This window comes from Acinetobacter sp. YH12049 (genome assembly GCF_013419875.1).
GTDB classification, from domain to species: domain Bacteria; phylum Pseudomonadota; class Gammaproteobacteria; order Pseudomonadales; family Moraxellaceae; genus Acinetobacter; species Acinetobacter amyesii.
Window position 1 is genome coordinate 1 of record NZ_VOZH01000042.1, and the last position, 21,146, is coordinate 21,146.

The window sequence follows — 21,146 nt, forward strand, 5'->3', positions numbered from 1 at the left end:
TCGCAAGAGATGCGATGGATGTCTGATGATTTGTAGTCATAAATTTAAGTCCCCACTTGTTTCTAAGTGGGGACTAAATTAAGGCTTATAGGATGAATTCAGAAGGTGTGTTCAGCGGACGCTTACGATTGATCAGCGTTTAGAATTAATAAAATATTATCAACGACGTGGCTATAAGCTAACAGATGAAAATCAAGCTTATCCACTTCATTTAGAGGTGGGTCAACCGATTTGTGAACTGACAATTAAACAATTAATTAAACGAATAAAATAAAGATCATGTGATGTATTTGATCAATTTATAAAGCGAGATGAATAAAAAATCCCAAAAGAAAACATACACTAACTTTTGGGATTTTTATTTTAGACTATTTGAGCTTAAGAATAAGCACGTAAAAATAGTCGATAGGCATCTGAAGATTTTTGGTTTTTTAACATATAGTGTGCGATTTCACCTTGGTTGGTATTCATTATCACAGCAATATTTTTTGCGTCCCGAAATTGTTTAAGCACAGTATCTGGGATCATCACGGTATTAGAAGAATCAATCACATTTGAATTATCTAAGCGACGATAATTTGTTTGACCAATTGCAGGATAAGACAAAACTTTGCCGTCTATCACAAAAGATATTTCACTCATATCAAGCTGCTGTTGATCATAAGAATGCAGTGAAAGTGCATACTCACCTTTGTTTTTTGCCAATCAATTGCAAGTTCAGGACATTTTTGCCCAGCTTCACATAGTAACTGACCTCGAGTAATGGTTCGTTGGATCACTTTGCTGTTTTCAACGGTATTCACACCATTTAGCTTCAAGGTTCTTGTTTCAGGATTATTTTTAGGTACGGTAATACAACCTGTGAGTAGTAGGAATGTAAATCCTAGAACTAAATAATTTTTCATGCGTATTTCCATGTTAGCGTTATTTTTATGAGCAATATTTATTTTGGCGCATATTCACACAGGAAAACAAAAAAGTAAAATACATCACACTTTTCTAGTTTTGTTCGAGCACTGCTTTGATATAAGTGGTCGATATTTTAATAAAAAATATTATTAAGTGATGTAAATCTTATTTCATTGAAATTTAGATAACTTAAGCAAGATCTGTGATTTTGCGCTATCAATCTGCTCGGGATTGGTTTGTCGAGACAATTGAACACGTGGTTTTTCACCTAAAAAATATTTGATCCGTTCAGCATTTGCACCTGATGGATGGGGAAGTCCTGCTAGAATTTGTTGATCATTTAAATAGCCTAAGCTACATACATAATTTAAAACCTCATCTACGCCTTTGCCTAGCGGGATATAAATTGCGTTCGGAAGCTGTTGAACCAAAGGAATAAAATAATCATCAATATGTTGTTTTAATAATTCATTTTTTAGCATTGCGGGTGTTGAACCTGCATAATTTTTTCCATTGACCAAAATGCATTGCTGTAAAACCGAGCACATTTGCACTATATCTTGATGATTGCTAAATAGCTCAGCAGTGGTCTGTATGCCTAATTGATTGTGTAATCCAATATGATCTAGCAGTTGAGTTAAATTTTTACGAATAGGGCCACTAAAAGCACCACTATTCTTGGCAAGTTTAAGAATGTTTTCCTCAGATAATTGCTGTTCTAAGCTGTCCTTCGCTGCGATTAATGCATTACGCCATTGTTGTTGGCCTGGGCAGATGCCGACGATGACCACTTTTGCATCATGATTTATGGCCTCGAATGGTGCATAAAAGCTTTGAATAGTTCCCAGAGTTTTAAGACGGAGTAAATCACTTTGAGTTAATTCTTCAATAGAATGTGTTTTGATCACAGATGCAAAGCAAGAGAAAAGTGCTGAATTGGACATAAAACTTCAATCTTTCTAGATATAAAATTCATTCAATATTTTAACCCTTTATTTTAAAGATGAAGTATTTAGGTGTAGAAAAAATTGAGTCGAAATACTTAGCCTAACAACTTAAATCGATATAAAAATAATATTTAACAATATTGACCCAAATAGGACTTGAGATTTGGTACAAATATTGCTCATATCTAACTAAGGCAATACCAAGATGAATGCCGAATAAAAACGAATGGATGATTGCAGGAGAGAAGCACAGATCGTGCTCGCCGAAGGAGCAAGTTCCCCCAGGAAACTCTCAGGCAAAAGGACTGTAATCATATAAAAGATCTGGAGAGAAGTAGGCTAGACCTACTCACCGAAGGGGAAGGTTCACATTGCTTCGCAAGGAACCAAAGCTCTCAGGTACCAATGACAGATGGGGCGAACATAGGAAATATAATTTCCAAGGAGCCTATATGTGTCATATAGTTGTGATTGGTGCAGGTATTACTGGGGTAACGACAGCTTACGAACTCGGATTACTCGGTTATCGTGTCACTGTGGTCGATAAACATCTTTATCCTGCGATGGAAACGTCGTTTGCCAATGGTGGACAATTATCTGCGTGTAATGCTGAAGTCTGGAACCAAAAGGCAACGGTGGTGAAAGGCATCAAATGGATGTCACAAAAAACCGCGCCATTATTATTAAATCCAAGTTTTAATCTACACAAATATTCATGGCTCTTTGAGTTTATGGGACATATTAAAGATTATCGTGAAAATACTCACGAGACTGTACGTCTCGCATTGATGGCACGTCAGCGTTTATTTGAAATAGCTGAGCATGAAAACTTACAGTTTGATTTAGAAAAACGCGGCATTTTACATTTCTTTCATAATCAACATGATTATGAGGTGGCGACTCAAGTTAATAATATGCTCTGTGAAGGTGGTTTAGAGCGTCATCCTGTGACATTAGCTGAAATCCGTGATATTGAGCCTAGTCTGACAGGTGAATACTATGGTGGATTTTATTGCCCAGGGGACGCCACGGGCGACATCCATAAATTTACGACGCAGCTTGCCAAAGCAACAGAACGCTTTGATGTGAAATATATGTGGGGCTTTGAGGTGACTGACTTTGAACATCATGCAAAAGGTGTCAATGTTCAGTTAAAAGCCAGTGATGAAAATATGGAACATCCTGATGCAAATACCTTACTTGAGGCAGATGCTGTGGTGGTCTGTGGTGGTGTAGGCAGTTATGAACTTGCGCATAAACTCGGTGACCGTGTAAATGTCTATCCAGTCAAAGGATATTCAATTACCATAAACTTAAATGATGAACAAAGTCAGACCAATGCGCCTTGGGTAAGTCTGTTGGATGAAAGTGCCAAAATTGTGACTTCACGCTTAGGTGCAAATCGACTCCGTGTTGCAGGCACGGCAGAGTTTAATGGCTATAACCGAGACATTCGTGCAGATCGCATTCAGCCCTTAATTGATTGGTCGAATCGTAACTTTAATCTATCAACAGAACATGTGGTGCCATGGGCGGGTTTACGACCAATGATGCCCAATATGATGCCTGTAGTACATGCAGGTAAGCGAGATCATATTTTCTATAATACAGGGCATGGTCACCTTGGATGGACCTTATCTGCGGCAACAGCTGCGATGATTAGCCAGCAAGTGCGGCAAACACATCCAATTTAATAGACATATTGTAGACATCAAAAAAGCCTCAATGTTGAGGCTTTTTGATGTTTCTAAGTCATTCGAATTTGATCTTAATCATATAAACGATAAATCCCTGCAAAACGTTCACAGCCTTTTTGTTCGGTTTTTACTGACAGTAAGGCTTTACTGTAATTGAACTGATATTTGCAGTCGTGTTCATTATCGGTGATTTGATTTTTTTGTTCGGGTGTTGTGTAAGCTAAAAATGGGATGGTTTGTGTTTCGACTCGATTGTTCGGATTACGATAGGCAATGCCTTCAATTTTGATGCTGTCTTTGCCTAGTTGATGTACCTTTAAATGTACAGGTGATGTCGCAAAATGACCATTTTCAAATTTCAGATAATGCTGCGTTAAACTTTGGTTCATCGAGGTGTAGATATTCAAATCTTCATGGCGAAGCTCAAATTGTTGTTTAAAACACTCCAAGTTTTTGCATTGCTGAACTCGGCTATACCATAATTTTTGCGTATCTATCAGTAAGCGTATTGGGGCATCGGTAATCAACTGCGCTGTTAAAAAAAGCCCATCTAGCTTTTCACGTTGTTCTTCAAAACCGTTAGAACAGTAATTTTTTTTTGCCTGAGTATTGGCATGATCACAGTCTATATTTTCTGCATGCGTAAACGTCGCTAGGCCAGAACCTATTAGCAGAACCAGTCCGAATTTTTTGATGATATTTATTTCAGTTTTCAACAGCATGATCGCTTATACTTTCACTATGTTGCGCTTGCCCACACTATAGCGAAATAGAAAGCGTGAATACAAGATTTCAATCATTATTTTCTCAAGGAACTCAAGCATGATAGCTCAAATTCGTATCGGTCAGGGCATGGATGTGCATGCATTTGAAGAAGGTGACTTTGTAACGCTTGCTGGTGTTCAAATTCCACATACACATGGACTCAAAGCACATTCAGATGGTGATGTGGTACTGCACGCGCTTTGTGATGCATTATTAGGTGCTTTGGCACTTGGAGATATAGGTCAGCATTTTCCAGATACAGATCCAAAATTTAAAGGTGCCGATAGTCGAGTACTTTTAAAACACGTCTACCAACTGATTTTAGATCGTGGATATGTACTTAATAATGCTGATATTACCGTGGCTTGTGAGCGCCCTAAACTAGCAAAACATAATTTAGAAATGCGTCAAAGTATCGCAGATGTTATGGATGTTGAAGTTACACAAATTAGCATCAAAGCGACCACCACCGAAAAATTAGGGTTTACTGGTCGCCAAGAAGGTATTCTTTCTACTGCAACAGTACTGATTTCTCACGCAAAATGATCTGGATGGATCAGCGCATGTTGTAAATCTTGAGTTGCTTTACGGCCTTGAAGTTGTAAGGCAACCGCATGGATTAAACCTGTCCATGTTTCATTGGGTTCCCAAATTTGATGCATCAAATCTTGAGCCTTTGGCATATCAACATCCATATAGTATTGACGATATAAATACATCAAACTGCTGACACGGAAGTTTTTTGCACAGTGCAGCCAAACCGTTTGACCTTGAACCAAATGGTCAATCATATCGAGTACTAAAAGGCATTGATCATCTGAAGGGGTATCCCAAGAGATTGGAACTTGGATGTAGTTCAGGCCTAGATCTAGGCAAATGCGGTCTTCATGCTCGATATGATTGGATGCATCGGTCAAGGCTAAATTGATAACTGTTGAAACACCATATTCTTTGATCGTTTGAAGCTCAGAAGGAGATGGTTGACCGGACGTTAATAAGTGTTCATGTATATATTGGAAGTTTTCAATGTGACTTAACGCATTTTCGATTTCATTCATCTGACAAATAATCCTTCAAAGTAAAACGCCATCTCGAAGATGGCGTTTTTCATTCACTTAGCGTGTCGGTAACACGTCTTTAAGTGCTTCATGCATCTCTAACAAGACTTTTTCAGTCGTATCCCAATCGATACAGCCATCAGTCACTGATTTACCATATTCGAGGTCACATAGGTTGGCAGGAATATCCTGACGACCACCTTTTAAGTGACTTTCTACCATAATACCCACGATTGACTTGTTTCCGTCAAGGATTTGTTCAGTAATATTTTTCAGAACAAGGGGTTGTAGGTACGGGTCTTTGTTTGAGTTTGCATGACTGGTATCAATCATGATTTTGCCACTAACTTTTGCTTTGGCTAATGCCGCCTCTGCATCTGCAACAGAACCTGCGTCGTAGTTTGGTTTACCGTTACCGCCACGGAGTACAACGTGTGCATAAGGGTTACCACTGGTACGAATAACAGAAACTTGACCTTGGTCGCTTAAGCCCAAGAAGCTATGACCATGTTTAACAGATTGCATGGCATTGGTCGCAACGGTTAAACCGCCATCTGTACCATTTTTAAAGCCCACAGGTGAAGACAGGCCAGAAGACATTTCACGATGTGTTTGGCTTTCAGTGGTGCGCGCACCAATTGCTGACCAAGAGATAAGATCTTGGTAGTACTGTGGTGAGTTTGGATCGAGCGCTTCAGTTGCACAAGGCAAACCTTTTTCATTCAATTCAAGTAAAAGTTTACGACCAATACGTAAGCCTTTTTCGATGTTGAAAGAATCGTTCATGTCAGGGTCATTAATTAGACCTTTCCAACCAACAGTGGTACGTGGTTTTTCAAAATACACACGCATCACGACATAGATCGTATCTTGGATTTTGTCGCTTAAAACTTTTAAACGCTCAGCATAATCATGTGCAGCGACTGTGTCGTGAATTGAACATGGGCCAATGACAACAAAAAGACGTTTGTCATTTCCATCTAAAATATTACGTACAGTTTCACGGCCCTTAAGGACTGTTTGATAGGCAGTTTCAGTCAGAGGTAGCTCTTTTTTTAGTTCTGCAGGAGTAACAAGAGGCTGAATGCTTTTTACATTCACGTCATCAATGTCGTTTTGGGTAATAGAATTTGACTGTAAAGTATTCATTGCCGTCACTGGTTTGATTATACAAAAGGTTGTTTCGTGAGCCGAATATAACATGAATATAGCATTCAAATGTTATAAAAAAGATCAATAAGTCTCTGAAAAAAAAGTGATGAATCGGGCAGTTAATTTAAACCTGCTGACTATTCACCGTCGGTGCGATCAACATTGCAGTTGTTGGTTTTTCAACAGGTTTTGATTTTACTGGATTAATGATGAAATTCATGCCTAAAACAAACAAGGTAATGCCTAAGACTTTACGAATGACTTTTTCAGGTAAACGTGAGCTGATTAAAGTTCCGACCACAATTGCAGGAATAGAACCCACCAATAACCAACCCAATAAATGAAAATCGACATTACCTGAGCTCATATGACCCAAGCCAGCAACCAGTGTAAGAAGCACGGCATGTACGACGTCTGAACCAATAATTCGAATCATTGGTAAATTAGGGAACATGAGTACCAATGCCATAATACCGAAAGCACCTGCACCAACAGACGATAGGGTAACGAATACGCCTAAAATAATGCCCATGATGATGATATATGCACGCTTATTTTTAGCTTGGAAATTGATACGTTCAAGATCCGCACTCATATCATCCAACTGATCAGTTTTTCGAAATTTATTAAAGAATTTTTCGATATGACCACGGAAAATAATTGAGATCCCAGTAATCGTCAGCATAAAACCCAAAAACATGGTTAACACGGTTTTGTAATGTGTCGATTGGCTTAAATAGTTTTCAAGTACCCAATGGGTCGCAAATGACGCAGGGATACTGCCGACTGCAAGCCAAATGACAATGGTCCAAACGATATTCATTTTACGGGCATGGACTAAAGAACCACAAAATTTTGAAATTGCGGCATACAGTAGATCTGTACCGATCGCAATGTGGGGTTCAATTTTATATAGGCTAATCAGGATCGGGGTCATCAATGAACCACCACCAACACCGGTAATACCTACGCAGAAACCTACAATTACACCTGCCAGAATGAACTCTAAAGGACCGACCATCGCTGAATGCCAAATATCAAAAAACGTGCATATCTTATGATTAATTGATATAAGTCGTTGTCTCGATTAGTGATTTGCTTGTGAAAAAAATAGATAAAGAATGTCTTTAATTTTGAAATAAATGAATTTTATCTAAACTAAGTTATTGATTATGGTTTTCTCAAGTAGTTAATAGTTCAAATGGAGATTATGCTGCAGTGAAATCATATATTTTGAATATAAGGCTTTGAATATCTGAAGTGGATATCCAATACCTAAATGCACTGTAGGTTTTCAATTCTAAACTTTTGATTTGATATTTATCGATATAAGCAACAGTGTATATAAATTCCACTGCTGCTAAGTCTCATACGCCTTAAAAAGATAAGGTTTCGCCATTATTCGAATATGGGTAGAAGGACACTAACTAGACATTTTAAACATGCGACAGGGCTACCAATTGTCACTTGGTTAAATAATGAAAGACTGCGATATGCGGCTGAATTGCTTGAAGTGACAGATTATTCGATTGATAAAATTGCGGAAAGTGCAGGTTTTAATACAGCAGTGCTATTTCGTAAATTGTTTAAGAATAAATACGGCACAAATCCGAACCATTGGCGGAAAAATTTTAATCAGCAGCTAAGTAACAGTGATGAATATTCTTAAAATGGTGAATTAAAACCGTGCAGCTTTTTTCAGGAAATCTATTAACTTTGCGAAGGACTCGTATAGAATCTATAGCTAAAGAACATTGAGTTAAAAGGACAGACTTTTGCAAAATCGGAAACTTAAAATTGGCATCGTGGTTGGGGAAGTATCCGGGGATACATTAGGCGCCAAGCTTATCCGCAGTTTTCGAGAGCAAGGGATTGATGCGGAATTTGAAGGCATCGGCGGTCCGCAAATGATTGCAGAAGGTTTTAATAGCTATTATCCGATGGATATTTTATCGGTAATGGGGATTGTTGAGGTCTTAAAAGATATTAAAAAACTCTTTGCTATACGCGATGGTCTGGTTGAAAAATGGACTGAAAACCCTGTCGATGTTTTTGTGGGGATTGATGCACCGGATTTTAATTTACGTTTATCTAAGAGCTTGAAGCAAAAACAGCTACCAATTAAAACAGTGCAATATGTTAGCCCTTCAGTGTGGGCGTGGCGCCAAGGCCGTGTGCATGGCATCAAGGCGAGTATCGATTTAGTCCTTTGTTTATTTCCTTTCGAAAAAGCGTTTTTCCAAAAATGGCAAGTTCCCGCTGCATTTGTCGGACACCCATTGGCAAGTCAGTTGCCTTTAGATAATCCACTCGTTGCGGCTAAACACGAGTTAGGCTTAGATGAGCATCAAAAACACATTGCATTACTTCCGGGCAGCCGTCGCGGTGAAATTGAGCGCTTAGGGCCTTTGGTACTATCTGCCGCACAGATTTTGACGGAGCAGCATCCAGACTATGTGTTCCTGATTCCTGCAATTAATGATGCACGTAAACAGCAAATCGAATTGTTGCTCAAGCAGTATCCTGAAGCATTACAAGCCAAAGTTCGCTTGATGGAAAACACCGATACCGAATCTAAAATTGGCCGTCAGGTGATGAACGCATCGAATATTGTCGCTTTAGCATCAGGAACGGCAACCTTAGAAGCGATGCTTTTACATCGTCCAATGGTGACTTTTTATAAGTTAAATTGGCTGACCTATCATGTGGTGAAATTGCTGATCAAAATTCCGTATTATTCATTGCCAAATATTATTGCGGGCAAAAAGGTGATTCAGGAACTCATCCAACATGATGCAACGCCTGAAAAATTAGCAGCAGAAATTGAAAGCTTGATGGATGTTGAAAAATCGCAAATTCAAGTGATGCAGCACATCACCATGCATAAACAACTGCTTTCAGGCAACAGTGAAAATCCTGTGGAAGCGATTTTAAAGCTTTTAAATTAAATAAAAGTATGATACACGGTAACGTCATCCGCAACTGTTCGACGCAGGACTACTTCTAATCAAAAAAGTTTTTGCGATACTTTGAGTAATTTGACGCTATTGAACGAGTTTTGTCGGTGAGGTGCATTGCACCGTAAGATGGTTTCCTTGCGAGGCTTCGCTTCTCATTTTGCCGAATGAGAAACAACGTTTCGTAAGAGTACCTCCAGCCGAAGGCTAATCCCTTTATTCAATCCCTAGATGTAAGACTCCGTCGAATAAAATTAAAAATCATTTTAAAAATGCAAAATTACTTTTATGTGCGTAACGTCAGTTAAATAAACCTCTAAGGTGACTCAGCTTTTGAGAGCTGATGCTGCTGTCGATACTGGCTCGGTGTGAGATCATAAAACTTTTTAAAAGTTTGGCTAAATGCCGTTTCAGATGAGTAACCGATACGATGGGCAATTTGCTGAATAGTCAGTTGCCCCATTTGTAAGTGCTGTGTCGCCAGTCGCAAACGATGTTGCTGCAAATAGGCGAGTGGTGATTCACCAAGCATTTGAGTGAATAAACTGGCAAATTTAGAACGTGACATGCAACATTGTTCTGCCAAGCTTTCGACAGTCCAAGCATGCTGTGGTTGTTCATGAATCGCTGCCAAAGCGTTGGATAATTCAGGATGACTTAAGGCATGCAACCAACTGCTTGAATCTGACAAGGCTGCAATATAATCACGCACACATTCGATAAATAAAATACTCACCAAATGATCCAAAATTTTGTCACGGCCTGGACGTATCTGATGCGCTTCAACGGCCAGAAAATGTAAGCCAATTTGCAACCATTCCGGTGCGGTACTGCTTATGATATGTGGTGTATGTAACAGCGTGGGGAGTGCATTCACTAAAGGCTTTGCCATAATACTGTCGACATGTCCACGGATCGCTAGTACAAATAATTCTTCTGCTTCATGAGATTCGGTAGAATTTAATTCAATGGTTTTATTTCGTTGCTCTTGAAACAGTGGCGTGATGTTTATTGATTCGACCAAGACATCAGACTGTATAGATTTGCAGTAATGATTTTGCCCTGAGGGAATAAGGCAAAGATCGCCAGCTTCAAGTAAGACCTGCTCTTGATCTATATGCACAACACACTGACCTTGAATCACCACATACGCAACCATGGCATTGTTATCTTGAAAATGAAAAGCCCAAGGATGCTTTGATCTCAAATAAATATATTCAGATCGGTGGAGATGGATATCATCAAAAATTTTACTTAAAGCATCCATATTTCAAATATTTACTCATATTAATTTTGTATTTATAGATGGTCACTATGTGTTTAAAGGTCAACATTTATCCTTAAATGCCAAAGACGATCGCATAGTTTTTTTGGACGCTTAAAACTGTTCTGGCTGCCCATATTTTACGAATATAAACACAGAAGAAGTAATTAGGGAAGTCTAGCGCATGAATGCACCAGTAAAATTAAATGAACAGCAGCTCGCTCAGTTAGAAAGCAAAATCGGTAGTGTTTTAGATAAAAAACGTTATGGTTGGCTATTGAGTCCAGGTTTACCAGTCATTGGTATGGGGATCTTGGCGGGTTATCATTTTGGTCCAAAATCGACAAAAAAACTATTTGCCATGGGTGGGCCGCTTCTACTGCATGTCATTATTCCTGCACTGGATGCATTGATCGGTGATGATGCCAATAACCCGACAGATGATGACATCAAAGTTTTAGTGAATGATCCCTATTATGATCGGATCGTCAAATTATTTATTCCACTGCAAATGGCAGCGAATGCTTTTGCAGGCTATGTTGTTACCCGTAAAGATGTTTCATTATTAGATCAAGTTCTACTTGGGGTTTCGATGGGTGCCATCAATGGCGTCGGTGTAAATACAGCACATGAACTCTGCCATCGACCACAAAAAAAAGACCATTATTGGGCACATGCGACGCTCGCACCTTTGGGTTATAGCCATTTCCGTATAGAACATCCATATGGACACCATAAACGTGCGGCAACGCCTGAAGATCCTGCTTCTTCAAAAATGGGCGAAACCTTTTATGAGTTTTGGCCACGCACTGTATTTGGTGGAATAAAATCGGCGGTGCAGATTGAAAAACAACGCTTAAAACGAAAAGGTTTAAGTTTCTTTTCGAAGGACAATGAGCTGTTTCATGGTTGGGCGATGAGTGCAGGTTTTCATGCATCGATGCTGAAAATGTTTGGTAAAGGCGTGACACCGTATTTAGTTACACAGGCCTTTTATGGAATCAGCCTTTTTGAAATTATTAATTATATTGAACATTATGGCCTGAAGCGTGAGCAAAAAACAGATGGAAGCTATGCGCGCACCATGCCTGAACATAGTTGGAATAACAATAATATTGTGACCAATCTATTTTTGTATCAATTACAGCGACATTCAGACCATCATGCTTATCCAACTCGCCCTTTTCAGGCTTTAAGACATTTTGACGAAGCGCCAGAGTTGCCTAGCGGCTATGCCACTATGCTAATTCCTGCTTTAGTACCCTCTATTTGGTTTAAGATGATGGATAAACGTGTCTATGATCACTATCAAGGTGATTTAACTAAAGCCAATATTCATCCTAAACGTCGTGCAAGTATTTTTAAAAAGTTTGCAATTTCAGACGTTTAAATCGAATACCTGATAAGAAGAATCCCAAGCTTGTTTACTTGGGATTTTTTATTGTGCGTATTATTAACCGATGCTACGCAGTAATATCAGAAGCGCACGTTGATTCAAATAAAAGAACGATACACGGTAACGTCATCCGCAATTGTTTGAGACAAGACTTATTGTAATCAAAAATGTTTCTGCGATTCTTTGAATAATTTGACGCTAGTGAACGAGTTTTGTCGGTGAGGTGCATTGCACCGCAAGATGGTTTCCTTTCGAAGCTTCGCTTCTCACTTTGCCGAATGAGAAACAACGTTTCGTAAGAGTATCTCCAGCCGAAGGCTAATACCTTTATTCAATCCTTAGATGTAAGACACTGTCGCATAGACTTAAAAATCATTTTTAAAATGTGAAATTAATTCTACGTGCGTAACACCATTTAAGATCCCAAATTTTCTGTTTAAAACTTAGTCATTTCTTAAGACCACCAATAGCGCAAAATGTGGAAAAAAATCGGTGCAGAAAAGCAGATGGAATCAATTCGGTCGAGCATGCCACCATGGCCTTGGATGAGCTGTCCCCAATCTTTTACACCACGATCGCGTTTAATGGCTGACATGACAAGTCCACCAAAGAAACCAAATATACAAACAATAAAACCAATACATGCAGCCTGTAGATAGCTAAAGGGTGTAAGCCATGACATAGCTACGCCTAGTGTAGTGGCTAAAGCAATGCCTCCGATTAAACCTTCAACGGTCTTAGATGGTGAAAGTATCGGTGCGACTTTGTGTTTTCCAAATAGCTTGCCACAGACATATTGCAAAACATCGGAGGCTTGTACCACCATGATCAGCCAGATCGCTAGCCAAATTTTTTCACCTTCAAATCCGGGAAGTTTGAGGTTTAATAGCGCAGGTACATGCGAAATACAGAATACGCTGATCATCAGTCCCCATTGAATTTTTGAGCTACGCTCCAAAAATCGCGTGGTATCTTCAGCTTTGAGTGTAGCGATAGGGATAAGAAGAAACACATACAGCGGAATAAAAATAGAATATAGCCCGTACCAGTCGATATACACCAAGTAATACTGGTAAGGGATGACAAAATAAAAAGCGATCAGCAAAGGAAGATAATCACCGCGACGGGTTGGGAGCAAGCTGATAAATTCACGTAAAGCAAAGAGTGAAATCAACGCAAACAGGATCACAAAGGCAATTTTGCCTAATGAAATTGCTACACCAAGTACCAACAACATGACCCACCATGCATTGATCCGCGCATTTAAATTGTCGATGACCGGTGCAGGTGCATAACCCGCTTTAAATTTTAGTATTGAGCCAATGGTTGAGGCAATAATCAAAATAATCGCAAAGATACCAAACAATACATAAGTCATTTGCGCATTGGTGAATTCCATTATTGATACTCCAATGCTTTTAATTTGAGTAGTTCTTCTTGAGCGTAGTTTAAAAACGCGGATTTACTCTGTTCATTATGAACTTCTAAAGGCTTACCAAAAATAACGGTAGATAATAATGGCAATGGTATTAGCGCACCTTTAGGCATGACACGTTTTAAATTTGAGATCCACACCGGTACAATTTCAACATCAGGAAATTGATTTTTGAGATGGAATAAACCGCTTTTAAACTCTAATAATTCAACGTCATCATTTAAATTCCGAGTGCCTTCAGGAAAGAAAATAATCGAGTCACCTTGTGCTAATACGGTTTTGATCGGTTCTAATGGATCTTGATTTTGCTCTCGATTTCGCTGAATAGTGACGCCAGTAAACGTATCTTGAATGAGAAAACGTCGAAAGCCATCTTTTAGCCAATAATCCGAAGCCGCTACAGGACGCGTATTCCGTCTGAGATCTGTCGGTAGTGATGACCAAAGCAAAATAAAGTCGATATGGCTATTATGATTTGCATAATAAATTCGCTGCTTCATTACAGGTTTACACCCGACCCATAGACTCCGCGCGCCCGTGAGCAGCCGCGCACCACGACGAGTGAGAAAGGCAATATAGCGAGCAATTGAACGGCTTAAAAAATTACCTTTCATTGGTGAGTGAGCATTCCTTGAAGTGTCTAATGGAGTTGGCATGGCTTCAAATTATTGTGAATTATTTATACAGTAAAAATATGCAGATGAATGCGATGTATTGCAAGCAAAGCACAAAGATCTGCCTTTTAAATAAAGCCAGACAACCTAATTCACGCAGCTCCCATGCGCGACCACATTTATTTGCAGGCATTAATTTTAGATTGATTAAACTTAAGTCCAACTCTTTGGTGGTTTGTTCAAGGTTTTGGGTTTGGCTATATTCAGCGACAGTGGCTAAAAGTGCCGAATCAAATTTGATTCTCAGGCTTAAATAATGTTGTATTCCGAGCAAAACTAGACAAATTAATAAATATAGCAAATCGAATAGCATCACATTACCAAACTGGATAATGAGCCAGAGCGTGAGGATCGCTGCCACATAAGCTGAGATGAGCAATCCAGTGGTGGATTGCAACAACTTTGACAGCACCACAAGTTGTAAATTCATGGTGCAAGTCCTTTAAGTTTTAAACGATAAGTATTTAAATGTTTTATTTGCGGTGCTTTAAGCACGACCCACGGACGGTTATGGCGAATAATCCGTAAAACATCTTCGACTGAATATTCAGGATGTTGTTTCAATAATAATGCGGCAACTACAGCACTACTTCGTGAATATCCCAAAGCACAGAAGACCAAGATGTTTTGTGCTTCATCATTGTTATTAGATTTCAAGAATAGTTCTAAAGACTCTACAGCATGATGCAGCTGATTGGCCTGTAAAGGAATTAGGTCTAAACTCAAGTGTTGAGCATAGGAGCACTTTGGATAAGTGGGTAATTCTGCGCAACAATCGAGTAAAGCATCATATTGTTGCATGACCTGTTTGGACGGATAGCGACCTAAATAAATATAACTCTGATTGATTTTGATGATTTTAGAATCTTCAGGATGGCGATAGGTCCAGATTCGGCTATTGATCCAAGCAAATACAAAGTAAGGCGCAAACAATATTTTTGCAGCAATGGTCATATCACCATGACTGAGTTTTTGAAAAAAATGGGGTCGATTGAATAAATATGCAAACGCAACTAAAAGCAGACTGCTTGCAGGATAGAGCAGCCAAAGCCACCAACCTTTTGCATGTGCGATTGCGCCACAAAATAAGGCAGCAAATAGATAAAGGATGCCGATTTTAATGTGCTTTAAGCTTAGCCGACTCTGGCTGTTTTGAGTCCATGGCGTAGGACAGGACATCGGGAATAGCCATAAACATAAGGCACCGACCAATAAACCCGTTGGGATATCTATAAAATGGTGCTGCCAAGTGGTTAGAACTGAGAGACCAATCAAAAAGGACCAACCATCTACCAGATATTTTAGCTTACCTGTGCTATGCCGACGGTAAAAATCCCAAAGAATCACCAGTAGCACAATATGCAGAGAGGGTGCTTGATTAAACGGTTTATCAAAGCCCATCAAGACATCAAACCACAGCCCGAAAAAACCTGTGAGTTCGGGGCGCTCAAAGCTAAAACGTAGCGGGAAAAGTAAAAAGCAGCTGATTGAAATGATTTGTGCTGAAAATAGTCGCAGTACATGTTGTTTTAATTCAAACTTATTCCAACAAAGTAATAAAGATAAACCATAGAACAGATCAATCGACCAATAAGGCACAATACTCCATGGCCAAAGTGGAATATATTTTTCCCATTCAAAGACGATAACAGGTACGGAAGCTAAGCCCGCAGCGTATTGATTGGCAAAACCATAACTTAAGAAGAAAAAAGGTGCCAGAAATGCCAAACACAGTAGGCCGTATTTCCAAGTTCCTTTTTCAGTATCCAGTTTATGCATAAGATTGACCGTCCAAGCTTAAATTTTTTGTGCAACGGAAACGGTGAAAATACCAAACTCATCAATAACTTGATCGATTTTTTTGAAACCAGCTTGCTCAACTAATGTATCCATTTCTGCTTGTGAGCGTAAACGCATCACCCATGCATCTCCTTGGCGATGTGAGGTCAGGGCACGGGCGATAAATTCTTGTTGCGGATGCCAAATTTGACCTGTGTAGATGAGATAACCATCTTTCTCAATGGCTTGACTTAAGCCTGATAAGGACTGTCTAAGTAAATCATTATCACTAAATAATTCGTATAAACCTGATACCACAGCTAAAGTCGGTTTAGGTTCAACACTGGCTAAAGAAGTGGCATCAAAGGCGTCCGCTTCTACAAACTTGGCAATCTGGCTTAAACCTCTTTGCTCAATCATTGCTTGACCCGCTTGTACATTGATCGAGCTATAGTCTCTAAGCAGGATGGATTCAGGCTGCTCAGGCAGTTTTTGTACAGCATCTAAAATATAACGGCCATGACCTGCTGCAATATCCATAATCCGTACTGCGTGTTGTGCATCATTTAACTTAGAAGCATATTTCGTTAATAGCGCTTCAATATTTTGTTTTCTAACGCGAATACCACGCCAACCAATCGCATTTAAATATTGTCGATCGATGATTTTACCGAGAGCATTTTGGCTTTCTGATTGATCTCTGTAGACAAAATCTAAGGTGCTGCCAGAGTCGTATCCTGTATCTTCACCAATTTTTAAACCTTTAGAAAAGAGACTACCAATTTTAAGATTTTGTTTGGTTAAGCTCCAAAATGCATGTTTTAAAGAGTGTTTTGGAAGCGTTGAACTTAAGGTTTCTGCTACAGCACAGCTCGGGCCAATTTTATCGGCATCTAAAAGTTTAAGTGCGGAATAGGGTTGTTTAAAACATTGTTGAATAAAGCGATGGATTTTATCTGTGGCGATTTTGCGATGTTTTTCACCCAAGGTATCATGATAAAAACCATCTAAGATGTGAAATTCCTTCATTGGATGAGGGAGTTTTTGATAAAACGCCAATTGCGGTTTTTGATGCACCACGTAGTCAGATCCCGAACATAAAACCTGTGTAGGAACAAAAATATTTTGTGCATCTTTAACGATTCGATCTGACGCTGCATATAGACCCAGCAGCATCCGGACTGATATGGCCCGAGCGATCTGCGGGTCTGTGTCATAACTTTGCGCACGTGCAGTATCGTGCGTCAACATTTTGGCTTTGACATAACTATTGATAAAAAAGTTGCCGGCGAATTTGTTGAGGAGTGTTAAGCCGGGTTTTGCAAAAGGCACATACAGTTTGATGTCAAATGCAGGCGAGGCAAGGCATAAAGCACGAATTTTAGGGGCATAATCATGCACCCATGTCGCGGCTAAAACAGCGCCAACGCTTTGAGCTACAATTGCTATATTTTCTGATCGAATTTGGTAATTTTGTTCTATATGCTGAACAAAATATTGAATGTCTTGAACGCATGCAGAAAAGCTCGGTGCATCTCCTCGTTCACCAGGAGTATTACCGTGACCTCGCGCATCCCAAGCGAAAAAATCAAAATCAGGCAAATTCAATTCATTGACCAAATGCGCCATTCGTCCCGAATGTTCATGGCCACGATGAAATAAGATCACCGCTTTTTTCTTACGGTTGCTTTTTAAACTGCTATTTTCCCAATGTTGATAAAACAAGGATGTTCCATCATGGCTCGTAAAGGTATGCTGAGTATTGTTATACATTGTGTTGTTCTCAAAATAATGAATCGACTGACGATCTAAACTGAAATTTATTGTGGGTTGATAATGCTATTTTTAATGCGGTTATAAATCGTAATAAATAATAAAAAGATGGTAATAATCAAAATACTATTGCAGATAAGAGACAATGTATTTAAGCCAACATTCAATATAGAAGAGGTCACGATGATGACGCAGATGATGCTAAATACAAAAGCGCGGTCACTTTTTCCCATTGGACCATCGTAACGACGTTCTTGCCCCACTAATGGCGCCATCACACCGGTATATTCGGCAAGTATGGCGAGAAAACAGGTTAAAATAAGTAATTCAGCTTGAATAAAAGCAAAACAAATTAAACTAAAATAGAGTGCTGAGTCGGAAATCACATCACATAATTCATTATAAAAAGCACCGAGTTTGGATTGTTGGTTGAACTCACGTGCCAGCATGCCATCTATGGCATTGAAGCCCATTCGAATAAGCATCCACACGGGGAAAATCAACAGTAAAATGCCAATACCGTTGTGAGAAAAATAGATATAAATAAAAAATGCCACAGCTAGCGAAATGAACATTGCCAGTAGTGTTACTTGATTTGCTGTAATACCAAGATGATGAAGTGATTTAACCAAAGGTCGAAGCAGGTTTTGAAATGCAGGCTTAAGCTGGTAGATCGAAGGCATATTATTGTTATAGCGGTATGATTTGCATGAATTTTATACGATTGATGCTTAACTTAACAAGAATTTGAATGTTAAAGATTGTCACAGGCCTCAAGATTCGCCTGTATAACGCATTAAGTTTTCTTGTGTAGTACTTGCGACTAATTTTCCATCTTGCCACATTTGTCCATGACTAAGCCCACGTGATTGGGAGGTTCGGGTGGTATTCATGTCATAGAAAACCCAATCATCCACCCGAAAGGCATGATGATAATACATCGAATGATCAAGACTAGTTGCGATGAGTTCAGGAGACAGATAATTTAAACCATGTGTTTTGAGCGCCGCAGAATATAAATTATAGTCTGAATAGTATGCTGCAATGGCCTGATGTATATGAAGTTGGTCAAATTGTGCATCCAAGGCATCATGGAGTTTTAAATATTCTGCATATTGATTTTGATTTAAGACAGAAGTTTGACCGGACGGTGGCAAATCTGTCAGCACGTATTCAATTGGTTTAGATATAAGCTGAAAAGGCTGTAAAAATGTGGATAGATATTCAGGTGAAATAGATGATTGGATTTGCGATTTATAGAATTGCTCTTCTTTGAGCATACTTGGTGGAAACTGTGGGATCAGATCTGGTTCAGGTATTTGATACTCCATACCCATTTCGTTATTCATATAGGACAACATCACCATATATATTGGTTTGCCATACTGTATGGCGGTCACTTGTCGAGTGGAAAAACTATGGCTATCACGTAAATTTTCGACTTTAAATAATACGGGATGATTTGCAAGGCCCGCAGAAATAAAGTTGGCATGTAAAGAGTGGAGTGGGAGTGTGCAGGTAAAGGATGCACTGACTATGCTCTGAGCAAGTAATTGCCCACCAAAAATATGGTCACCAAACAGAGGTTTGCTCTGTGCCAAAAAGTAGCCCTGATCTTTGGGCACTACAGATAATAATTGGATGAGGTCTTGAGTCAGCGTTGTCATATTTTTTTGAAATTTTTGCTTTATTTAAATGTATTCAACTCAAACTTATTGCACAAGTCATGTTCATGAAAAATATAAAAGTGTTCGCCGGTCTTTCTAGAATAGGCTTATAATCGAGTTTTCCTAGTTGTCCGAATGGAATGACGAAAAAGCAATGACACCTGCATGTAAACTCTTAAAATCTAATAAAATCGACTTTACAATTCATGAATATGACCATGACCCAGAAGCAAAAAGTTTTGGTTTGGAAGCTGCGGAAAAACTTGGTTTAACCGTCGAAGAAGTCTTTAAAACCTTGATGGTTACGGACGATAAAAATTACTTTGTTGCCGTATTGCCAGTTGAATATCAGCTAAATTTGAAAAAAGTAGCCACAGCATTTGGCTGTAAAAAACTCAAAATGGCTGACCCAAAAGATGCAGAGCGTTTAACCGGATATTTGGTAGGTGGTATTAGTCCAGTTGGACAGAAAAAACGCTTAAAAACTGTGATCGATGCTTCTGCACAGAACTTAGCTAAAATCTATGTGAGTGGTGGTAAGCGTGGTTTGGATATTGGTTTAAAACCCGAAGATTTAGCAAAAGTTTTGGGCGCAAACTTTGCTGATGTGATTGATGATTAAATGTGGTTTTTGACTACTTAAATTTAAGTGAATTTAGAGGGAATACCTTCCACTTCAAAATCTATAAAATAACAAAAGCCGCATTGAGCGGCTTTGTGGTTCGATGACGCATCAAGTGTACGGAAGAGATGCTTAGGAATATAATCACAACTCATCTTCTCTTTTAAGCGAAAATTAAGTTATCTCGGAACAGCCGAAAAATTTTGGTTGATGATAATTACAACTTTTACTATTAGATTTTCAGCTGCTGTTTGGGGTGTTGATTAAATGTTCGATACTTAATTTTCTGCATAATATTTCAGGTACAAGTTTATTAATTATGCATAAAATCACGAGAGATAACTTTATTTTAATTCAACATAACTTTCAGTGTTTACAAGCTTTATTAAGTAGTTTTGTTTTGTATTTAAATTGAGCCCATTCGCATCTTTTAAATTTGATGTATGCAGGGCAATTAGACATTTTTGCGTGCCACAATGGATAACTTTAGCTTTAGCTGGATATGTAATAGTTAGTTTTTTAGCTTCGAGCCAATCAGTAATGAGGGTATCGTCAATGATAATTTGATTATGTTTTGTGCTACTAAATTCATTTTCAGCTGCTTTACGGGCATCTTTACCAATACTAATAACATAAAAAGTAAATGTGAAAAATAAAATATAAAAACCAACTAAATATGCATAGTAAATTCCACCACTTTGAACAATTTTATCAATTTTTTCACTGTGTTCTATGACTTCAAAATTATGAAATTTCTCTGATGAATCAATGGCGTCTTTAGCTGCAGGTTTTATGAGGTTGAGCGTAAATTGTCCAAGAGAAATCCAAAATAAGCCTACAACTGATAAAGGTTTTTGTATTTTGCTATTAATGGCATAGATAAAAATAGTTAGTAAAATTTGCCACAATTTTACTAAGATCCTTTTAGGGTGTGTTGACATTTACAGCCGATAAATTGAGCTAAAGAGGCAACCATATAAATATACAAGCTAAAGCAACAGCGCTTTGATAGTTACGTTTTAGCTTATCGTATCTTGTGGCAATTCCTCTA

22 protein-coding genes, 1 pseudogene and 1 riboswitch are annotated in these 21,146 nt (G+C 38.7%); of the genes and pseudogenes, 6 read left to right on the forward strand and 17 right to left on the reverse strand.

Going from position 1 to position 21,146, the window contains the following annotated elements; genetic code table 11:
* Positions 1–378: 378 nt before the first annotated feature.
* The 3 genes from FTU05_RS17970 to FTU05_RS14740 all read right to left on the reverse strand — a co-directional run bounded on the left by FTU05_RS17970 (position 379) and on the right by FTU05_RS14740 (position 1,853).
* Entirely contained in the window at positions 379–642 is a 264-nt protein-coding gene (locus FTU05_RS17970) for a hypothetical protein (protein WP_257222621.1), read from the reverse strand.
* Complete coding sequence (locus tag FTU05_RS17975; protein ID WP_257222620.1) at positions 639–905, reverse strand: hypothetical protein; 267 nt, start codon at positions 903–905, stop codon at positions 639–641. The genes FTU05_RS17970 and FTU05_RS17975 overlap by 4 nt, the downstream gene beginning before the upstream one ends.
* 174 nt (positions 906–1,079) lie before the next feature.
* Positions 1,080–1,853, reverse strand: coding sequence for a hypothetical protein (locus FTU05_RS14740; RefSeq protein WP_180106847.1), 774 nt, complete (start codon positions 1,851–1,853; stop codon positions 1,080–1,082).
* Between the two features lie 230 nt (positions 1,854–2,083).
* Positions 2,084–2,174: riboswitch (glycine riboswitch) on the forward strand.
* 134 nt (positions 2,175–2,308) lie between these two features.
* Between FTU05_RS14740 and FTU05_RS14745 the strand changes: the two genes are divergently transcribed.
* Entirely contained in the window at positions 2,309–3,550 is a 1,242-nt protein-coding gene (locus FTU05_RS14745) for a D-amino acid dehydrogenase (protein WP_180106845.1), read from the forward strand.
* Positions 3,551–3,624: 74 nt separating this feature from the next.
* Here the strand turns inward: FTU05_RS14745 and FTU05_RS14750 are convergent, their stop codons facing one another.
* Entirely contained in the window at positions 3,625–4,275 is a 651-nt protein-coding gene (locus FTU05_RS14750) for a hypothetical protein (protein ID WP_180106843.1), read from the reverse strand.
* A gap of 100 nt (positions 4,276–4,375) precedes the next feature.
* On the opposite strand from FTU05_RS14750, the gene ispF reads away from it, so the two are divergent.
* Positions 4,376–4,864 (forward strand): 2-C-methyl-D-erythritol 2,4-cyclodiphosphate synthase, encoded by a 489-nt coding sequence (gene ispF / locus FTU05_RS14755; protein ID WP_168378679.1) that lies wholly within the window; start codon positions 4,376–4,378, stop codon positions 4,862–4,864.
* Here ispF and FTU05_RS14760 read toward each other — a convergent pair.
* The 3 genes from FTU05_RS14760 to FTU05_RS14770 form a co-directional block, all read right to left on the reverse strand.
* Positions 4,852–5,376: a protein tyrosine phosphatase family protein gene (locus tag FTU05_RS14760; protein ID WP_078191020.1), complete on the reverse strand. Its 525-nt coding sequence runs from the start codon at positions 5,374–5,376 to the stop codon at positions 4,852–4,854. The genes ispF and FTU05_RS14760 overlap by 13 nt on opposite strands.
* 57 nt (positions 5,377–5,433) lie before the next feature.
* Complete coding sequence (locus FTU05_RS14765; protein ID WP_180165846.1) at positions 5,434–6,525, reverse strand: 3-deoxy-7-phosphoheptulonate synthase; 1,092 nt, start codon at positions 6,523–6,525, stop codon at positions 5,434–5,436.
* 127 nt (positions 6,526–6,652) lie between these two features.
* The gene (locus FTU05_RS14770; protein ID WP_078193863.1) at positions 6,653–7,549 is read right to left on the reverse strand and encodes a sulfite exporter TauE/SafE family protein; all 897 of its coding nucleotides are present in this window, start codon (positions 7,547–7,549) and stop codon (positions 6,653–6,655) included.
* 387 nt (positions 7,550–7,936) lie between these two features.
* Between FTU05_RS14770 and FTU05_RS14775 the strand changes: the two genes are divergently transcribed.
* Both FTU05_RS14775 and lpxB read left to right on the forward strand, forming a co-directional pair.
* A complete protein-coding gene (locus FTU05_RS14775) occupies positions 7,937–8,197 on the forward strand; it encodes a helix-turn-helix domain-containing protein (protein WP_180106841.1) in 261 nt (86 codons plus the stop codon).
* Positions 8,198–8,303: 106 nt separating this feature from the next.
* Positions 8,304–9,476: a lipid-A-disaccharide synthase gene (gene lpxB / locus FTU05_RS14780; RefSeq protein ID WP_180106839.1), complete on the forward strand. Its 1,173-nt coding sequence runs from the start codon at positions 8,304–8,306 to the stop codon at positions 9,474–9,476.
* A gap of 325 nt (positions 9,477–9,801) precedes the next feature.
* Here lpxB and FTU05_RS14785 read toward each other — a convergent pair whose 3' ends face one another.
* Positions 9,802–10,752, reverse strand: coding sequence for an AraC family transcriptional regulator (locus tag FTU05_RS14785; protein WP_180106837.1), 951 nt, complete (start codon positions 10,750–10,752; stop codon positions 9,802–9,804).
* A 181-nt stretch (positions 10,753–10,933) separates the two neighbouring features.
* Here FTU05_RS14785 and FTU05_RS14790 point away from each other — a divergent pair, with 181 nt between their 5' ends.
* Positions 10,934–12,139 carry an alkane 1-monooxygenase gene (locus FTU05_RS14790; protein WP_180106835.1) on the forward strand — a complete coding sequence of 402 codons (1,206 nt, stop codon included), beginning with the start codon at positions 10,934–10,936 and terminating at the stop codon, positions 12,137–12,139.
* Positions 12,140–12,599: 460 nt separating this feature from the next.
* Here FTU05_RS14790 and FTU05_RS14795 read toward each other — a convergent pair whose 3' ends face one another.
* The 7 genes from FTU05_RS14795 to FTU05_RS14825 all read right to left on the reverse strand — a co-directional run bounded on the left by FTU05_RS14795 (position 12,600) and on the right by FTU05_RS14825 (position 19,473).
* Positions 12,600–13,544: a phosphatidate cytidylyltransferase gene (locus tag FTU05_RS14795; protein ID WP_111884312.1), complete on the reverse strand. Its 945-nt coding sequence runs from the start codon at positions 13,542–13,544 to the stop codon at positions 12,600–12,602.
* The gene (locus FTU05_RS14800; RefSeq protein ID WP_180041484.1) at positions 13,544–14,194 is read right to left on the reverse strand and encodes a 1-acyl-sn-glycerol-3-phosphate acyltransferase; all 651 of its coding nucleotides are present in this window, start codon (positions 14,192–14,194) and stop codon (positions 13,544–13,546) included. The genes FTU05_RS14795 and FTU05_RS14800 overlap by 1 nt, the downstream gene beginning before the upstream one ends.
* Positions 14,195–14,255: 61 nt before the next feature.
* Positions 14,256–14,684, reverse strand: a complete 429-nt coding sequence (locus FTU05_RS14805) for a hypothetical protein (RefSeq protein WP_180041477.1) — start codon at positions 14,682–14,684, stop codon at positions 14,256–14,258.
* Positions 14,681–16,033: a phosphatase PAP2/dual specificity phosphatase family protein gene (locus tag FTU05_RS14810; protein ID WP_180041478.1), complete on the reverse strand. Its 1,353-nt coding sequence runs from the start codon at positions 16,031–16,033 to the stop codon at positions 14,681–14,683. The genes FTU05_RS14805 and FTU05_RS14810 overlap by 4 nt, the downstream gene beginning before the upstream one ends.
* Before the next feature lie 18 nt (positions 16,034–16,051).
* Positions 16,052–17,806, reverse strand: a complete 1,755-nt coding sequence (locus FTU05_RS14815) for a bifunctional alpha/beta hydrolase/class I SAM-dependent methyltransferase (RefSeq protein ID WP_180106833.1) — start codon at positions 17,804–17,806, stop codon at positions 16,052–16,054.
* A gap of 47 nt (positions 17,807–17,853) precedes the next feature.
* Positions 17,854–18,489 (reverse strand): CDP-alcohol phosphatidyltransferase family protein, encoded by a 636-nt coding sequence (locus FTU05_RS14820; RefSeq protein WP_168378667.1) that lies wholly within the window; start codon positions 18,487–18,489, stop codon positions 17,854–17,856.
* A 90-nt stretch (positions 18,490–18,579) separates the two neighbouring features.
* Positions 18,580–19,473 (reverse strand): acyl-CoA thioesterase II, encoded by an 894-nt coding sequence (locus tag FTU05_RS14825; protein WP_180106831.1) that lies wholly within the window; start codon positions 19,471–19,473, stop codon positions 18,580–18,582.
* A 154-nt stretch (positions 19,474–19,627) separates the two neighbouring features.
* On the opposite strand from FTU05_RS14825, the gene ybaK reads away from it, so the two are divergent.
* On the forward strand, positions 19,628–20,095 hold the full coding sequence (gene ybaK, locus FTU05_RS14830; RefSeq protein ID WP_180003791.1) for a Cys-tRNA(Pro) deacylase: 468 nt from the start codon (positions 19,628–19,630) through the stop codon (positions 20,093–20,095).
* 344 nt (positions 20,096–20,439) lie between these two features.
* Here the strand turns inward: ybaK and FTU05_RS14835 are convergent, their stop codons facing one another.
* Positions 20,440–21,036, reverse strand: coding sequence for a hypothetical protein (locus FTU05_RS14835; protein WP_180041481.1), 597 nt, complete (start codon positions 21,034–21,036; stop codon positions 20,440–20,442).
* Between the two features lie 19 nt (positions 21,037–21,055).
* Positions 21,056–21,146, reverse strand: a pseudogene (locus FTU05_RS14840) (IS5/IS1182 family transposase); the annotation flags it as partial.

Bases quoted from the DNA above. Each gene is read 5' to 3' on its own strand.
- FTU05_RS17970 (WP_257222621.1), bottom strand. From the start codon at position 642: ATGAGTGAAATATCTTTTGTGATAGACGGCAAAGTTTTGTCTTATCCT.
- FTU05_RS17975 (WP_257222620.1), bottom strand. From the start codon at position 905: ATGAAAAATTATTTAGTTCTAGGATTTACATTCCTACTACTCACAGGT.
- FTU05_RS14740 (WP_180106847.1), bottom strand. From the start codon at position 1,853: ATGTCCAATTCAGCACTTTTCTCTTGCTTTGCATCTGTGATCAAAACA.
- FTU05_RS14745 (WP_180106845.1), top strand. From the start codon at position 2,309: ATGTGTCATATAGTTGTGATTGGTGCAGGTATTACTGGGGTAACGACA.
- FTU05_RS14750 (WP_180106843.1), bottom strand. From the start codon at position 4,275: ATGCTGTTGAAAACTGAAATAAATATCATCAAAAAATTCGGACTGGTT.
- ispF (WP_168378679.1), top strand. From the start codon at position 4,376: ATGATAGCTCAAATTCGTATCGGTCAGGGCATGGATGTGCATGCATTT.
- FTU05_RS14760 (WP_078191020.1), bottom strand. From the start codon at position 5,376: ATGAATGAAATCGAAAATGCGTTAAGTCACATTGAAAACTTCCAATAT.
- FTU05_RS14765 (WP_180165846.1), bottom strand. From the start codon at position 6,525: ATGAATACTTTACAGTCAAATTCTATTACCCAAAACGACATTGATGAC.
- FTU05_RS14770 (WP_078193863.1), bottom strand. From the start codon at position 7,549: ATGGTCGGTCCTTTAGAGTTCATTCTGGCAGGTGTAATTGTAGGTTTC.
- FTU05_RS14775 (WP_180106841.1), top strand. From the start codon at position 7,937: ATGGGTAGAAGGACACTAACTAGACATTTTAAACATGCGACAGGGCTA.
- FTU05_RS14785 (WP_180106837.1), bottom strand. From the start codon at position 10,752: ATGGATGCTTTAAGTAAAATTTTTGATGATATCCATCTCCACCGATCT.
- FTU05_RS14790 (WP_180106835.1), top strand. From the start codon at position 10,934: ATGAATGCACCAGTAAAATTAAATGAACAGCAGCTCGCTCAGTTAGAA.
- FTU05_RS14795 (WP_111884312.1), bottom strand. From the start codon at position 13,544: ATGGAATTCACCAATGCGCAAATGACTTATGTATTGTTTGGTATCTTT.
- FTU05_RS14800 (WP_180041484.1), bottom strand. From the start codon at position 14,194: ATGAAAGGTAATTTTTTAAGCCGTTCAATTGCTCGCTATATTGCCTTT.
- FTU05_RS14805 (WP_180041477.1), bottom strand. From the start codon at position 14,684: ATGAATTTACAACTTGTGGTGCTGTCAAAGTTGTTGCAATCCACCACT.
- FTU05_RS14810 (WP_180041478.1), bottom strand. From the start codon at position 16,033: ATGCATAAACTGGATACTGAAAAAGGAACTTGGAAATACGGCCTACTG.
- FTU05_RS14815 (WP_180106833.1), bottom strand. From the start codon at position 17,806: ATGTATAACAATACTCAGCATACCTTTACGAGCCATGATGGAACATCC.
- FTU05_RS14820 (WP_168378667.1), bottom strand. From the start codon at position 18,489: ATGCCTTCGATCTACCAGCTTAAGCCTGCATTTCAAAACCTGCTTCGA.
- FTU05_RS14825 (WP_180106831.1), bottom strand. From the start codon at position 19,473: ATGACAACGCTGACTCAAGACCTCATCCAATTATTATCTGTAGTGCCC.
- ybaK (WP_180003791.1), top strand. From the start codon at position 19,628: ATGACACCTGCATGTAAACTCTTAAAATCTAATAAAATCGACTTTACA.
- FTU05_RS14835 (WP_180041481.1), bottom strand. From the start codon at position 21,036: ATGTCAACACACCCTAAAAGGATCTTAGTAAAATTGTGGCAAATTTTA.